At 66.5% G+C, this 14073-nt stretch carries 10 protein-coding genes and 1 rRNA gene; 6 read left to right on the top strand and 5 right to left on the bottom strand.

What is annotated here, in order from left to right; genetic code table 11:
- Positions 1 to 96, top strand: a 5S ribosomal RNA gene (gene rrf, locus ISP14_RS07750); the annotation flags it as partial.
- Between the two features lie 155 nt (positions 97 to 251).
- Positions 252 to 935, top strand: a complete 684-nt coding sequence (locus ISP14_RS07745; protein ID WP_404537811.1) for a rhomboid family intramembrane serine protease — start codon at positions 252 to 254, stop codon at positions 933 to 935.
- A gap of 3 nt (positions 936 to 938) precedes the next feature.
- Here the strand turns inward: ISP14_RS07745 and ISP14_RS07740 are convergent, their stop codons facing one another.
- Both ISP14_RS07740 and ISP14_RS07735 read right to left on the bottom strand, forming a co-directional pair.
- Positions 939 to 1673, bottom strand: a complete 735-nt coding sequence (locus ISP14_RS07740) for a glutamine amidotransferase (protein ID WP_404537809.1) — start codon at positions 1671 to 1673, stop codon at positions 939 to 941.
- Entirely contained in the window at positions 1670 to 3523 is a 1854-nt protein-coding gene (locus ISP14_RS07735; RefSeq protein ID WP_404537807.1) for a GspE/PulE family protein, read from the bottom strand. Before ISP14_RS07735 ends, ISP14_RS07740 begins: the two co-directional genes overlap by 4 nt.
- 88 nt (positions 3524 to 3611) lie before the next feature.
- Between ISP14_RS07735 and glyQ the strand changes: the two genes are divergently transcribed.
- Both glyQ and glyS read left to right on the top strand, forming a co-directional pair.
- On the top strand, positions 3612 to 4523 hold the full coding sequence (gene glyQ, locus ISP14_RS07730) for a glycine--tRNA ligase subunit alpha (RefSeq protein WP_404537805.1): 912 nt from the start codon (positions 3612 to 3614) through the stop codon (positions 4521 to 4523).
- Entirely contained in the window at positions 4520 to 6670 is a 2151-nt protein-coding gene (gene glyS / locus ISP14_RS07725; RefSeq protein ID WP_404537803.1) for a glycine--tRNA ligase subunit beta, read from the top strand. The genes glyQ and glyS overlap by 4 nt, the downstream gene beginning before the upstream one ends.
- A 121-nt stretch (positions 6671 to 6791) precedes the next feature.
- On the opposite strand, the gene ISP14_RS07720 is transcribed toward glyS, so the two are convergent.
- Positions 6792 to 7370 carry a helix-turn-helix domain-containing protein gene (locus ISP14_RS07720; RefSeq protein WP_404537801.1) on the bottom strand — a complete coding sequence of 193 codons (579 nt, stop codon included), beginning with the start codon at positions 7368 to 7370 and terminating at the stop codon, positions 6792 to 6794.
- Positions 7371 to 7763: 393 nt separating this feature from the next.
- Between ISP14_RS07720 and ISP14_RS07715 the strand changes: the two genes are divergently transcribed.
- On the top strand, positions 7764 to 8627 hold the full coding sequence (locus ISP14_RS07715; RefSeq protein ID WP_404537799.1) for a YbaY family lipoprotein: 864 nt from the start codon (positions 7764 to 7766) through the stop codon (positions 8625 to 8627).
- Positions 8628 to 8792: 165 nt separating this feature from the next.
- On the opposite strand, the gene ISP14_RS07710 is transcribed toward ISP14_RS07715, so the two are convergent.
- Both ISP14_RS07710 and ISP14_RS07705 read right to left on the bottom strand, forming a co-directional pair.
- Positions 8793 to 10634: an autotransporter domain-containing protein gene (locus ISP14_RS07710; RefSeq protein ID WP_404537797.1), complete on the bottom strand. Its 1842-nt coding sequence runs from the start codon at positions 10632 to 10634 to the stop codon at positions 8793 to 8795.
- 116 nt (positions 10635 to 10750) lie between these two features.
- The gene (locus tag ISP14_RS07705) at positions 10751 to 13084 is read right to left on the bottom strand and encodes a Tex family protein (RefSeq protein WP_404537795.1); all 2334 of its coding nucleotides are present in this window, start codon (positions 13082 to 13084) and stop codon (positions 10751 to 10753) included.
- Between the two features lie 433 nt (positions 13085 to 13517).
- On the opposite strand from ISP14_RS07705, the gene ISP14_RS07700 reads away from it, so the two are divergent.
- A complete protein-coding gene (locus tag ISP14_RS07700; RefSeq protein ID WP_404537793.1) occupies positions 13518 to 14033 on the top strand; it encodes a hypothetical protein in 516 nt (171 codons plus the stop codon).
- The last annotated feature ends 40 nt before the right edge of the window (positions 14034 to 14073 follow it).

The following is a 14073-nucleotide window of genomic DNA, read 5'->3' as shown; positions in this document are numbered from 1 at the left end:
GTGGTCCCACCCGATCCCATCCCGAACTCGGAAGTGAAACGCAGCCGCGCCGATGGTAGTGTGCATCTCGCATGCAAGAGTAGGTCACCGCCAGGGGCTTTATCCTTAAACGCCCTCACCGTTATCGGTGAGGGCGTTTGTTTGTGCGCGATAGAAACCGCGGCACGCATTGTAAGCTGCAGCGGCGGGATCGGCTGCGCTATCCCCTATGATGCACGGGCAGCCGATGGCGGCGACTGCGGAGCGCGATCTTGTTTGTACACGTCGAGACACGCCGACGCCAGCAATGGCAGTGGGCCACGCTGCTCATCGTCAGCGTGTGCGTGCTGTGCTTCGTGTGGCTGGCCCTGTTGCCGCCGCAGCAGCGGATCGCAGTGCTGCAGGAATGGGGCACTGTGCCGGCGAACATCTTCAATGCGCACGAACCGCTTTGGCCACAGCTGACCGATCACTCGCTGCTGCGCCTGTTCACCGCGCTGTTCATCCATGTCACCTGGCTGCACCTGCTGAGCAACCTGCTGTTCCTGGTGATCTTCGGGCTGCCGGGCGAGCGCACGCTGGGTTCGCTGCGTTTCCTGCTGCTCTTCGTGGCCGGCGGCATCGTGGCAAACCTGATCGGCGCGCTTTCACTGGCTGGCTTGCGTCTGCCGATCATCGGCTGCAGCGGCGCGGTGTCCGCCGTGGTGGGCACCTACATGGCACTGTTTCCGCGAGCGCGCCTGGGGCTGGTGCTGCCGCTAGGCCTTTACCTGGAATTCGTGCGGGTGCCGGCCTTCCTGCTGATCGGCATCTGGGTGTTGCTGCAACTACTTTTCAGCTATGCCGGCCCCAGCTATGGCGCCTACGTGTGGTGGGCGCACATCGGCGGCTTCATGTTCGGCCTGGTGTTTGCCCTGTTCTCGCGCGACGCGATCGCGCGCCGCCTCCGCCACTGATCTTCAGCGGTGGCGGGTGCCATGCGACAGCCCGTGGTGGCGGGCGAAGTGATGCAGTAATCCGCGTGCGATCGGCGTAGCCGCCACTTCGCGGAAACTACGCTGCGGGTCGAACCCTTCGCGCCGCATGTCGACACGCTTCCGGCGGATGTAGGCGCGCATCACGTCGGCGCTGAATTCCGGGTGGAACTGCGTACTCAGCGCATGCGGGCCGTAGCGCAGCAACTGGTGCGGGTCGCGCGCCGAACGCGCTAGCACGACGGCACCGGCTGGGGCTTCCAGCACACTCTGCTCATGCGTGGTATGGGCTCGGAAGTTCGCAGGCAGCTTGGCAGCCAGCGGGTCATGCGCTGCGGATGCCAGCTTTTCGATCGGCTGCGTGCCGATCTCGCGGCCACCCGGGAGATAGTCGACACGGCCCCCCAATGCATGCGCCATCAGCTGATGGCCGAAGCAGACACCGAACAGTGGCAGTTCCACGTCCATCGCATCGCGGATCCAGCCTGCCGTGCGCTCGCTCCAGGACGCGCGCTCGGTAACCATCGCTGCCGAGCCGGTAATGATGGCGCCGGCCACGGCATGTGGTGCAGGCAGCGCATCACCGGCCGCGACGTCGACGACTTGCAGCTGTTGCAGCGGCAGCCGCGCACCAAGTCGAAACCAGTGTGGGAAATCGCCGTGACGGGCACGAATAGCGTCCGGCGCGCGGCCGGTGCGGATGATCAGGACGGGCTTCATGCTTGAGGAGATGGCTGGAAAGAGTGGGACTGCGTCGGTTCGTCGGGCGCTTCGATCGGCGGCAACACGGCGAGCACTTCCTGCACCGTGGTGAGTCCGCGCGCGACCTGTTCCGCCGCGGAAATGCGCAGCGGCCGCATGCCTTCGGACAATGCGGTCTGGCCGAAGTTGCCCAGCTCCAGCTGCGCCGCGACCAAGCCGCGCAGCCGCCGCGAGATCGGCATCATCTCGTAGATGCCGGTACGGCCCATGAAGCCGGTGTTGCGGCACTCCAGGCAACCGACCGGTGCACATACCTTCTCAGGCACCGGCAGCGGCCAGCCATGGGTGAGCGCGGCCCATTCGTGCGGGTCTTGCGCGGCTTCGCGCTTGCAGTAAGGGCACAGGGTACGCACCAGCCGCTGCGCCACCACGCCGGCAAGCGTGGACTGGATCAGGTAGTGCGGCACGCCGAGGTCGAGCAGTCGCGTCACCGCGCTGGGCGCGTCGTTGGTGTGCAGGGTGGAGAGCACCAGGTGGCCGGTGAGCGAGGCCTGCACCGCCATCTGCGCGGTCTCGAGGTCGCGGATTTCGCCCACCATGATGATGTCCGGGTCCTGTCGCAGCAGGGTGCGTACGCCGGCGGCGAAATCGAGATCGATCGCGGGCTGCACCTGCATCTGGTTGAACTCGGGCGAGACCATTTCGATCGGGTCTTCCACCGTGCACACGTTCATCGCCGGCGTGGCCAGGTGCTTGAGCGTGGAATACAGCGTGGTCGTCTTGCCCGAGCCGGTAGGCCCAGTGACCAGCACGATGCCGTGCGGGCGCTCCACCATGTGCCGCCACTGCTCCGCCTCGCCCGCGGAGAAACCCAGCTGGGCGAAGTCCTTCACCACCAGGTCGGGGTCGAAGATGCGCAGCACCATCTTCTCGCCGAAGGCGGTAGGCATGCTGGAAACGCGCAATTCCACCTCGCGCCCGGTGCTGGAACGGGTCTTGATGCGGCCATCCTGCGGGCGGCGCTTTTCGGCCACGTCCATGCGCGCGAGGATTTTGATGCGCGCGGTCACCGCGCTCATCACTGGCGGCGGCAACTCGAACACCTTGTGCATCACACCATCGATGCGAAAACGCATCTGTCCGGCTTCGCGGCGCGGCTCCAGGTGGATGTCCGAGGCGCGCTGTTCGAAAGCGTACTGCAGTAGCCAGTCGACGATGTGCACCACGTGGCGGTCGTCGGCGCCCACCTCGCCGCTCTTGCCCAACTCGACCAGCTGCTCGAAGTTGAGGATCGCCGAGGTGTCATAGCCGCCATTGTTCTTCGCATCCTGCGCCAGCTGGATCGAGCGCTGGACGCCGTAGAACTCCTGCAGGTAGCGGTTGATGTCGATGGGACTGGACACCACGCGGTGCACGTCCCGCCGCAGCATATGCGAGAGGTCGGTGGCCCAGGCCGCGTCGAACGGCTCGGCGGTGGCGAAAGTCACCTCACCGGGCGCGGCCGCCACCGGCAGGATGCGGTGCCGCTGCGCATAGGCATGGCTCACCACCTGGGTGACCGCGGCCACGTTGACCTTCATCGGGTCGATCTTGAGATATTGCAGGCCGGCATGCCCGGCCAGCCATTCGACCAGGCCTTCCAGACTGAGCGGGCGCCCCGGTTCGCGCTGGTTCGACAGCTTCGCATTGGCGATCAGCACCAGCGGATGCAGCTCCACCGCGCTGCGTCCGGAACGCGAGCCCATGCGCACCTGCTTGGCGTCTTCGGCTGTCACGTAGCCGTCGACCACCAGGGCGGCGAGCAGCTCGTCCAGTTCCAGTCGGCCGCGGCGGCCGAGCAGGGTTGCGATTTGCGGTGATGCAGCCATTCTCACAACTCCCCCGAAGGCGCGATACAACGGCGAAAAACCGCGCTGCAGCTATACTAGCGCGCTTTGCTCACGGTCACGGAAAGCCATGTCCGCACGTACCTTCCAGGATGTGATCCAGACCCTCAACCGCTATTGGGCGGAACAGGGCTGCGTGCTGCTGCAGCCGCTCGATACCGAGGTCGGCGCCGGCACCTTCCACCCGGCCACTTTCCTGCGTTCATTGGGTCCCGAGCCCTGGGCAGCGGCCTACGTGCAGCCTTCGCGCCGCCCCACCGACGGCCGCTACGGGGAGAACCCGAACCGCCTGCAGCATTACTACCAGTACCAGGTGGTGATGAAGCCGAACCCCGAGAACATCCTCGAGCTCTACATCGGCTCGTTGAAGGAACTGGGCCTGGACCCGCTGGTGCACGACCTGCGTTTCGTCGAGGACAACTGGGAGTCGCCCACGCTGGGTGCCTGGGGCCTGGGCTGGGAGGTGTGGCTGAACGGCATGGAGGTCACCCAGTTCACCTACTTCCAGCAGGCCGGCGGCCTGGAGTGCCGGCCGGTGACCGGCGAGATCACCTACGGTCTCGAACGTCTCGCGATGTACCTGCAGAACGTGGACAACGTGTACGACCTGGTCTGGACGCAGGGCCCGCATGGCAAGGTGACTTACGGCGACGTGTTCCATCAGAACGAGGTGGAGCAGAGCACCTACAACTTCGAGCACGCCAACGTGGCGGAACTGCTGCGCTGGTTCGACGTGTGCGAAGCCACCGCCAACCAGCTCATCGCGGCGAACCTGCCGTTGCCGGCCTACGAGCAGGTGATGAAGGCCAGCCACACCTTCAACCTGCTCGACGCGCGCCGCGCGATCAGCGTCACCGAGCGCCAGCGCTACATCCTGCGTGTGCGCGCACTGGCCCGCAGCGTGGCCGAGACCTATGTAGCGCAGCGCGAGAAGCTCGGCTTCCCGGGCCTGAAGAAGAACGCAAAGGAGCAGGCCGCATGAGCGCCGCCAAGTCGCTGCTGATCGAACTGGGCACCGAGGAACTGCCGCCCAAGGCGCTGGACGAACTGTCTCGGCGATTCGCCGAGGGGGTCATGCTCGGGCTTGCGAAGCACGGTGTGGCTTTCGACGCCGGTGCGCGTGCCTATTGCTCGCCGCGCCGTCTGGCCGTCCATATTCCCCACGTCGCCGCGATGCAGCCGGAGCAATCCGTCGAGCGCCGCGGTCCGGCGATCAACGCCGCACTGGATGCGGACGGCAAGCCCGGCAAGGCTTTGCTTGGCTTTGCGCAGTCCTGCGGTGTGACTGTGGAGCAGTTGGAAAAGCTCGAGACCGACAAGGGCGCGTGGTTCGTGTTCCGCGCGGTCAAGCCTGGCCAGACGCTGGCGTCGTTGCTGCCTGACATCGTGGACGAGGCGCTCAAGGGCCTGCCGATCCCGCGACCAATGCGCTGGGCCGACCACGACTACGCCTTCGTGCGCCCCGCGCACTGGCTGGTGATGCTACATGGCGCCGACATCGTGGACGGCGAGGTGCTGGGCCTCAAGAGCGGCCGCAAGTCGCGCGGCCATCGCTTCATGCACCCGCAGCCGGTTCACGTGGCCGATGCCGACGGCTGGCTCGACGCCATGCGCAATGCCAAGGTGCTGGCCGATCCGGCCGAACGGCGCGCGCGCGTCCAGGCCGAGGTGGCGCGGGCGGCAAAGGAAACCGGCGGTGTGCCGCGGCTGGACGATGCGTTGCTGGACGAGATCGCCAACCTCACCGAATGGCCGGCGGCGATCGCCTGCGGCTTCGAGCGCAGCTTCCTCGCGGTACCGCAAGAGGCGCTGGTCACCACCATGGAGACCAACCAGAAGTTCGTACCGGTGTTCGATGCGGATGGCAGGCTCAGCGAGCACTTCATCGGCATCGCCAACATCGAGTCGAAGCAGCCGGCCGAGATCCGCAAGGGCTACGAGCGGGTGATCCGCCCGCGCTTCGCCGATGCGAAGTTCTTCTGGGATGAGGACCTGAAGACGCCGCTGGCGAACTACCAGGAGCAGCTCAAGAACGTCACCTACCAGCAGGCGTTGGGCAGCCTGTGGGACAAGAGCGTGCGCGTGGCCGAGCTGGCGCGCATCGTCGCCAATCGCGTCGGCGCCGATGCGGGCGCCGCCACACGCGCGGCCTCCCTCAGCAAGTGCGACCTGCTCACCCGCATGGTGGGTGAATTCCCCGAGCTGCAAGGCGTGATGGGGCGTTACTACGCCAGCCACGACGGCGAGCCGGCCGAGGTGGCCGTGGCGCTGGACAGCTATTACCAGCCACGTTTCGCCCGCGACGGCATCGCCGCCGACAAGCTGGGCCAGGTACTGGCCGTGGCCGAGCGCCTCGACACGCTGGCCGGCATCTTCGCGGTGGGCATGAAGCCCAGCGGCAACAAGGACCCGTTCGCGCTGCGCCGTGCCGCGTTGGGCCTGGCGCGTACCTTGATCGAAGGGCAGCTGGAGCTCGATCCGCGGGCCGCCTTCGTCGAGGCGCTGGAGCTGCTGCCCGAGGCGGCCTTCGTGGCCGGCGTAAAGCCAGGCAAGGATGGCAAGCCACCCGTGGTCGATATCGGCCAGCGACGCGCGGCCCTGGCAGCCGAGCTGGGCGACTTCCTGCTGGATCGCCTGCGCGGCTATTACGCGGAACAGGGCTGCTCCGCCGAGACCTACGAAGCCGTGCTCGCGGTGCGGCCGGCCACACTGCCCGACTTCGACCGCCGCCTGCACGCGGTGGTCGAGTTCGGTCGGCTGCCGGAAGCAGCCAGCCTGGCCGCCGCGAACAAACGCGTGGCGAACATACTGCGCAAGCAGACCGAAGAGGGCGGCGCGGTGGCGCCGGATCAGGCGGTCGACCCGGCGCATTTCGAGGGCGACGCCGAGCGCGTCCTGGCCGATGCGCTCACCGCGGCAGGCAAGGAAACCGCCGAAGCACTGCGGCATGGCGACTACACCAGCGTGCTGAAGCGGCTGGCGCAGCTGCAGGCGCCAGTGGACGCGTTTTTCGAACAAGTGCTGGTGAATGCCGAGAACCCGGCGGTGCGCCGCAACCGCCTCGCCTTGCTGGGACGGCTGAAGGCCGCGTTCGGCGAGGTGGCTGACATCGCACTGCTGCGGGACTGATCCCTGCGAACGTCCCAGGTCGCGTCAATCAGGCGGTCAGCCCTCGCTGGCCGTCACCCAAACAAAAACGCGGCGCCTTTGGGGCGCCGCGTTTTTGTTTGCAATGACGCGTCGGTCAGACTCAGGCGACGTCGCGCGACTTGGCCTGGCGGATGCGCTCGGTCAGCTGGCGATTGAACTTCAGCATGGCGGTGGCATCCACGCTGGAACCGTCGTTGCCCAGGATCTCGTAGAGATTGCTGAGCATGTCGGTGTTGTCGGCCAGCGTCATCGGGCTGTTGGCCAGCTCGAGTTCCGACTGCAGGATCTGCATGGCGGTATTCAGCCGATGCGGGTCGACGGCGGTATCCGTGTGCACGGGCAGGCGAGCAGCGTAGCTCATGCGACCGCGGGCGCGGTGCGGCGAGACGGTCTCGGAGCTGTACTGCTGGTCATCACCGCCGGTGGTGGTCGGATCGACCTGCAGGGCGCCTTCGCCCGCCACCAGCCAGACCAGCGAGATGCCCAGCGTGCGAGCCAGGGTCACGCAGCGTGCGCGCGAGGGATCAGTGTGGCCATCGCGCCAGCTGCGTACCACGCCCTCGGAAAAACCGCACATACGCGCGATTTCCGTGGCGCTACCCACGCGCTGGATCAGCAATTTAATGCGATCGGCGAAGGTCGACTGGAGCGGGTCGTGCGTGTGTTTTTGCGTGTTCATGAGGGCTTACCCTGGTTGGGCAGGAGGTGTTCGCAGTTTTATGCGCGACAGTGTCGAAAGAACGTGTTGACAGCCTGAAGAAACCACATGGCCGTGCGGCTTCTTGCCATTGCTGCCTGGCCTCCAGCATTCCGGCCCAGGCGTCTCGCCCTCCCCAGCCCGAAACAAAATCTCCCGTGGAGAAAATGATAAGCCCCGCCAAGAAGTTCCGTCCGGTATGGTTCAAGCGGCCGTTTCGTATACGTTCACGCAAGAACGCGAGTAGACCGGCTTGACTTTCCCGCGGGTGTGCATTTTGGGCTATCCTCGGAGCTTCCCCCGCGATGAAACCGAGGCGTGTCGGTGTTTGCCGGTTTCCGTGTCCGATCCAATTCAGTAACGAGGCTTACCCCCATGCGTAAGATGGTTTTGTCGGTGACGTCGATGGCCGTGCTGGCCCTGACCGGTTGCGGTTCGTCGACGTCGTCGCAGACGGAGCAAGGCGCCGCCAGCGCCAGCTCGACAGCCGCCGCAACCGCCAGTTCCGTGAGCGGAACCATCGCGGTGCGCGGCACGGTCCAACCGTCGCCGAACGCGCAGCTGGTGATCAACCTGGTCGACGTGTCCTCCACCCAGGCCGGCGCGGCACCGGTCGCCAGCAAGACGGTGGCCTCGGGCGCCACCTTCCCCTATTCGTTCCAGCTGACCTTCAAGCCGGGCGAGATCAATTCGGCTGACCTGTACGTGGTGAAGGCCATCCTCACCGACGGCGCCCGCCACTACGCCATGCCGATCCAGGCGCCGGTGCTGACCAAGGGCAACAAGAACCAGGCCAGCATCGAGCTGGTGGCCGAGCAGACCCCGGCCGAGAAGGATCTGGCCGACTTCACCGGCTTGATCAAGCAGATCGGCGGCATGAAGGTGAGCAGCGGCACCAAGCTGGACCCGAATGCCTCGCGTGGCTGGCAGGTGTTCCGCCAGAACGGCGAGACGAAGGTGATCCGCGAGCTGGTGGACTACGGCGACAAGGGCTTCACCAGCACCGACTTCGCTTACCGGAACGGCGCGCCGTGGGTGGCCGTGCAGCAGCGGAAGGCGAACAAGGATGCTGCGCCGAGCTCGATCGACCGTGTCAGCTGGACCGAGAACGGCATGGTGGTGCTGCACGAGCAGCAGGCGGGCAGCAAGACCGGCGACCTGGGTTCGGACGATGCCTCCAGCCTGCGTCAGCAGGCGGAAACCATCTACGGCCTCGCTGGCGGCAACAAGAAGAAGTAAGCCGTACCGCCAAGCCTGGATGTGAAAAAGCCGTCCGCATTGCGGACGGCTTTTTTCATGGCTGCATTCGCGGGTTCGTGCGTGAACGCGAAACCCGGACGGGCGGCCGTTCATGGCCGCACTTCATGGGCGCTGGCTGGCGCCTTGCGGGCGCCAGCCCCGGCGTCAGAAGGCGTACTTCACGCCCAGGTTGACGCTGTTGTACTTCTGGCTGTTGTCGCTGAACCGGCCGCTGTAGCCCACCCAGCCGCTGAAGCGCGGATTGAACTGCGCGGACAGGCCCAGGTCGGCGGTGCCCCAGGTCTTGTCCGGCATGTAGCCGGTCAGGGCGAAGCTGCCGTTCATGCTGTTGAGGCCGGCGGTGATGTCGCGTGCATCCGCCTTGCTGTCGTGGTTCCAGGCGATTTCGGCATAGGGCGCCAGCATGGTGTTGCCGGCCTGCCAATGACCTTGCACGCGCCAGCCCAGCGTACCGATCAGCGCATTGCGCTGCTGGCGGCCGAACCACATCGCGGTGCCGTCGTTGCCGTCCTCGTTGTAACCGTTGACCTTGATCGACTGCCATTCGACGTTCGCGAACGGGCCGGTGCGCACGCTGTTGAAGTCGAACCACCAGCCGCCGGTGAGGCCACCGCCCAGGTGCGAGCCGTCGGCCTTGCCGGTTTCGTTGCGCGACGCGATGCCGATCGCGATGCGGCGGTCGATGTCGCTGAAGTTGGACTGGCCGAAGTTGGCATAGCCGCCCACGTAGCCGCCACCCTGGTGGTAGGTGACATAGCCGAGGCCGCTGATGTCCTGCAGCTTGTAGCCGCCGCCACCGGCGAAGTCGGCATTGTGCTGGCCCACGCCGAGCGCGATGCCGGCCGAGATGTTGTCGCTGGCGCGCACGTCCACACCCAGCGTGAGGTTGACGTTGTTGCTGGTGGCCTTCGGCGAGTTGCTCTGCGCGTCGAAGCTCTGGTGCGCGTAGTCCACGTTGACGAAGGCGCGGGTGTTGCTGCCGTTGCCATCGGCCAGCATTTCATTGCGGACCGCGCGGGTCTGCGCGGTGCTGGCGGCCAGCGGCGCCTCGCCCAGCAGCGAGATCTGGCCGGGCGCGGCGATTTCGGACAACACGATCTGGGCCAGCATCGCGTGCGCCGCAGTGGAGGGATGCACACCGTCAGCGAACAGGTAGGTCTGGTCGGTGCCCGGGGCGTAGGTCACCGGGGTGCCCGATCCCTGCGGGCCGCACTGCACGGAGCTGCCGCTGCCGCCGGTACAGGCCGGCGCGGTGACGTTGGTGAAGCCGTAAGCCGAAGGATTGGCGGCCACCTCGTTGATCAGGGCGTAGGTATTCACCGGGATCACGTTGAGGCCCTGGCCGCTGAGCTGCGCCAGGCCCGAGCTCAAGGTGCTATTGAACAGCACCGACAGCTGGGTGGCGCCGGCCGAAGCCGCCGCGCCACCGGCCAGGGCTTCGGGCGTGCGGCCGATGTTCGGCAGGTTGTAGACCACCACGTAGCGGGCGCCGCTCGCCTGCATCTGGCCCAGCAGGCCGAGTTCGGTCTTCGCCACGTTGATCGTGCCGGCGCCGAGCACATTGGGATCCGTGCTGGTGCCGGTCAGATAGAAGATGTCGTTGGCGCCGCCCCAGACCTGGTACAGCGCACCCGAATCGGCGTGCCCGCCGTTGGCGGCCAGGTACATCTGGAACTGCTGCGGCAGCGTCGGCACGGGGGCTACGCCCTGCACCACGCCGGCGCCGCCAAAGGCGTAATCGGTGCCGCCCAGCAGCGAGGCCTGGATCGGATCGCCCAGCCCGGCCGCGACCAGCTCCGCCGCCGTCTTGCCCGGGTTGGTGGTGAAACGCATCGGCACCGGCGAGCCTTGGGAAAGCGACAGGTTGCCGGCGTCGCTGAGGCTGTCGCCGAACACGATGACCTTGCTGAAGTCGGTGGCGCCGGCGGCGGTGCTGAACAGCAGGGCGGTGGCGATGGCGCCGACCAGGTGACGGGTACGAAGCATGGAAATACTCCCCACGGCCGGAATGGCCTTGTTAGCTGGACGTTACGGTACGGCATTCCATACGGAACCGCATGCTGCAGCGCATCGCTGCGGCATGCGGTCCAGCTGCTGGGAATTCAGCGCTTGATCGCCCGCGTCAGGGCGTCGGCGAAAGCGCTGTTGGCCGGGGCTGGCGCCTGCTTGGGCGTGCCGCCCGGACGTGGGCCGCGGTGGTCGCGCTGGCCTGGACGGACATCGCCGCCGGACGGCTGCTTGCCGCGCATCTGGCCCGGTTCGTCGTCGAGCCGCATCGACAGGCCGATGCGCTGGCGCGGGATGTCTACCTCCATCACCTTCACCTTGACGATGTCGCCGGCCTTCACCGCATCGCGCGGATCCTTCACGAAGGTGTGCGACAGCGCCGAGACGTGGACCAGCCCGTCCTGATGCACGCCGATGTCCACGAACGCGCCGAACGCGGCGACGTTGGTGACGCGGCCTTCGAGGATCATGCCGGGACGCAGGTCCTTCACGTCCTCCACGCCCTCGGCGAAGCTGGGTGCGACGAACTCGGGGCGCGGGTCGCGACCGGGCTTCTCCAGCTCCTTGAGGATGTCGCGCACCGTGGGCACACCGAACTTCTCGTCGGTGAACTGCTCGGGCTTGAGGCCGCGCAGGAAGCCGGTATCACCGATGATGTTGCGCACCTCGCGGCCGCACTGGGCGATGATGCGCTCGACCACCGGATAGGCTTCCGGATGCACCGCGCTGGTGTCCAGCGGGTTGTCGCCATGGGGCACGCGCAGGAAGCCGGCGCACTGCTCGAACGCCTTGTCGCCCAGGCGTGGCACTTTGAGCAAGGCCTTGCGGTTGGCGAAGGCGCCGTGGGCGTCGCGATGCTTCACCACATTCTCGGCCACGCTGGCGGAAAGGCCGGCCACGCGCGACAGCAGTGCGGCGGAAGCGGTGTTCACGTCCACGCCCACCGCGTTCACGCAGTCTTCGACCTTCGCGTCCAGCGCACGCGCCAGCTTCACCTGGTTTACGTCGTGCTGGTACTGACCCACGCCGATCGCCTTGGGCTCGATCTTCACCAGTTCGGCCAGCGGGTCCTGCAGGCGGCGCGCGATGGAGACGGCGCCGCGCAGGCTCACGTCGAGCTCGGGGAATTCCTTCGCGGCAGTTTCCGAGGCGGAGTACACCGAGGCGCCCGCTTCGCTGACCACGATCTTCGACAGCTTGTGTTCCGCGTGTGCCTTGGCCAGGCCCTTGATCAACTCGCCGGCCAGCTTGTCCGTCTCGCGCGAGGCGGTGCCGTTGCCGATGGCGATGAGATCCACGTTGTGCTTCTGGCAAAGCCGGGCCAGCGCGGCCAGCGATTCGTTCCACTGCCGACGCGGTTCGTGCGGATAGATGGTGTCAGTGGCCAGCAGCTTGCCGGTGGCATCGACCACGGCCACCTTGCAGCCCGTGCGGATGCCGGGGTCGAGGCCCAGCACCGTCTTGGCCCCGGCCGGCGCGGCCAGCATCAAGTCCTTGAGGTTGTCGCCGAACACGCGGATGGCTTCGTCCTCCGCGCCTTCGCGCACGCGGCCGAACAGGTCCAGGGTGAGATGCAGGTGCAGCTTCACGCGCCAGGTCAGGCGCACGGTTTCGCGCAGCCAGGCATCGGCGGCGCGGCCGCGATCGTGGATGCCGGCGTGCGCGGCGACACGACCCTCGCCTTCGGCATGGCCTTGCTCGGCATCCTGCGCGGGCTGCAGGTCGAGCTCGATGATGCCCTCGTTGCGTGCGCGCATCAGCGCCAGCAGGCGGTGCGAGGGAATCTTGCCAATGGCTTCGATGTGGTCGAAGTAGTCGCGGAATTTCGCGCCTTCGTTCTCCTTGCCCTCGACCACCTTGGCGCGGATCTGGCCCTTCTCCCACAGCCAGTCGCGCAGCTCGCCCACGAGATGGGCGTCTTCGGCGATGGACTCCATCAGGATCGCGCGGGCGCCATCCAGCGCGGCGCGCGTGTCGGGCACGCCCCTTTCGGCATCCACGAACTGTTCCGCGAAGGCGTCGGGCGACTGCGTGGGATCGTCGCGCAGGCCCGTCGCCAGCGGTTCCAGCCCCGCTTCGCGCGCGATCTGCGCCTTGGTGCGGCGCTTGGGCTTGTACGGCAGGTAGAGGTCTTCCAGCGTGGCCTTGGTTTCGGCCCCGAGGATGTCGGCCTTCAATGCATCGGTGAGCTTGCCCTGCTCGGTGATGCTGTCCAGGATCGCGGCGCGGCGTTCTTCCAGTTCGCGCAGGTAGCGCAGGCGCTCTTCCAGCGTGCGCAGCTGGGTGTCGTCCAGTCCGCCGGTGACTTCCTTGCGGTAGCGCGCGATGAACGGCACGGTGGCGCCGCCGTCGAGCAAGTCGACCGCCGCACGTACCTGTTCGGTCTTCGCGGCGATGTCCTGGGCAATGCGTTGTTCGATGCTGAGCATGGGACTGGAACGGTTCCTTGGTTGCCGATGTGGGCCGGGTGGGACCGTCGATGATAGCAAGTCGCCCGGACGGGCCCGCCCGCCATGAAGCGTCTCGCCATGAGCTTGGCGAGCAGCGGCTCGTTGCGGGATGGGATGCCGATCCGAGGCGCCGGTTCGGGCCGGCATCCGGCGGTCGCGCGACGGGGGCAAAGGGCATCAGTGCGCGGGTGGTGATCCCGGACCATGACGCGGCCGGCTGGTGCCATCCAAGGAATAGCGTGCTTACCGCATATCGTGCGGTTCGCCGGGCTTCCGGTCTACGCGCTTCGCCGGCGCAGCCACCGCAAACCATCATCGAATCCACGACCATCCATCAGGAATTCCTCAAGCATGCGCCAGTGCGCCGACCTATCGTCGCAGAACGGACCTAGAGGTCCGTGTGGAGGTGCTTATGAAACGTATGATCGTTGTCACGGCCATCACTCTGGCTCTCGCCTGCGTTTGCGGCGCCAGCGTCGCCCAGCAGCAGTCCCAAACCGCTAATTTGCAGCATGTCACCGTCACCGCCGCACGAGGCCAATACGAGGCCTACGTGGTCAACCTGGACACGGGCTTCGATCTGGAAGTGCGTGTCGGCAACACGCACATGCAATACATGCAGGCGGAGCGGGTGACGGAGCGCTCGGAGGCCTTGCGGAAACAGGGCATGGCGCAGTCGCCGTTTGTCGCCGTCGCCATCGACAACTCGGTCGGTTCGGGTTTGGCTCGGCAGGTCGAGTTGCGCGACGGCGCACAGAACACGCTTGCCATCGTCGACGTGTATTGCAAGCAGAGCGCCAGGCCAGACGGCAACCGGTGCCGGATGGTTTCCGAACCTGTCTCGAGCCATGCGTACAGCCAAGGCCTGGCGTCGATGCCGATGGGGCGCCTGTCGCTGGCGCAGGTACAAGTCGGCTCATCGCGTTGAGTCGGGATGCGCCCTGCTTGTCCGTTATCCGCAGGCCGCG

The organism is Dyella agri (genome assembly GCF_044904705.1).
GTDB lineage: Bacteria > Pseudomonadota > Gammaproteobacteria > Xanthomonadales > Rhodanobacteraceae > Rhodanobacter_A > Rhodanobacter_A agri.
Note: the sequence above shows the minus strand (reverse complement) of the source record. Positions and strands in the feature narration are given on the sequence as shown.

Excerpts from the sequence above, each read along its gene's own strand:
- ISP14_RS07720 (WP_404537801.1), bottom strand. The coding sequence starts at position 7,370 with ATGAACACGCAAAAACACACGCACGACCCGCTCCAGTCGACCTTCGCC.
- glyQ (WP_404537805.1), top strand. The coding sequence starts at position 3,612 with ATGTCCGCACGTACCTTCCAGGATGTGATCCAGACCCTCAACCGCTAT.
- ISP14_RS07740 (WP_404537809.1), bottom strand. The coding sequence starts at position 1,673 with ATGAAGCCCGTCCTGATCATCCGCACCGGCCGCGCGCCGGACGCTATT.
- ISP14_RS07705 (WP_404537795.1), bottom strand. The coding sequence starts at position 13,084 with ATGCTCAGCATCGAACAACGCATTGCCCAGGACATCGCCGCGAAGACC.
- ISP14_RS07710 (WP_404537797.1), bottom strand. The coding sequence starts at position 10,634 with ATGCTTCGTACCCGTCACCTGGTCGGCGCCATCGCCACCGCCCTGCTG.
- ISP14_RS07700 (WP_404537793.1), top strand. The coding sequence starts at position 13,518 with ATGAAACGTATGATCGTTGTCACGGCCATCACTCTGGCTCTCGCCTGC.
- ISP14_RS07715 (WP_404537799.1), top strand. The coding sequence starts at position 7,764 with ATGCGTAAGATGGTTTTGTCGGTGACGTCGATGGCCGTGCTGGCCCTG.
- glyS (WP_404537803.1), top strand. The coding sequence starts at position 4,520 with ATGAGCGCCGCCAAGTCGCTGCTGATCGAACTGGGCACCGAGGAACTG.
- ISP14_RS07735 (WP_404537807.1), bottom strand. The coding sequence starts at position 3,523 with ATGGCTGCATCACCGCAAATCGCAACCCTGCTCGGCCGCCGCGGCCGA.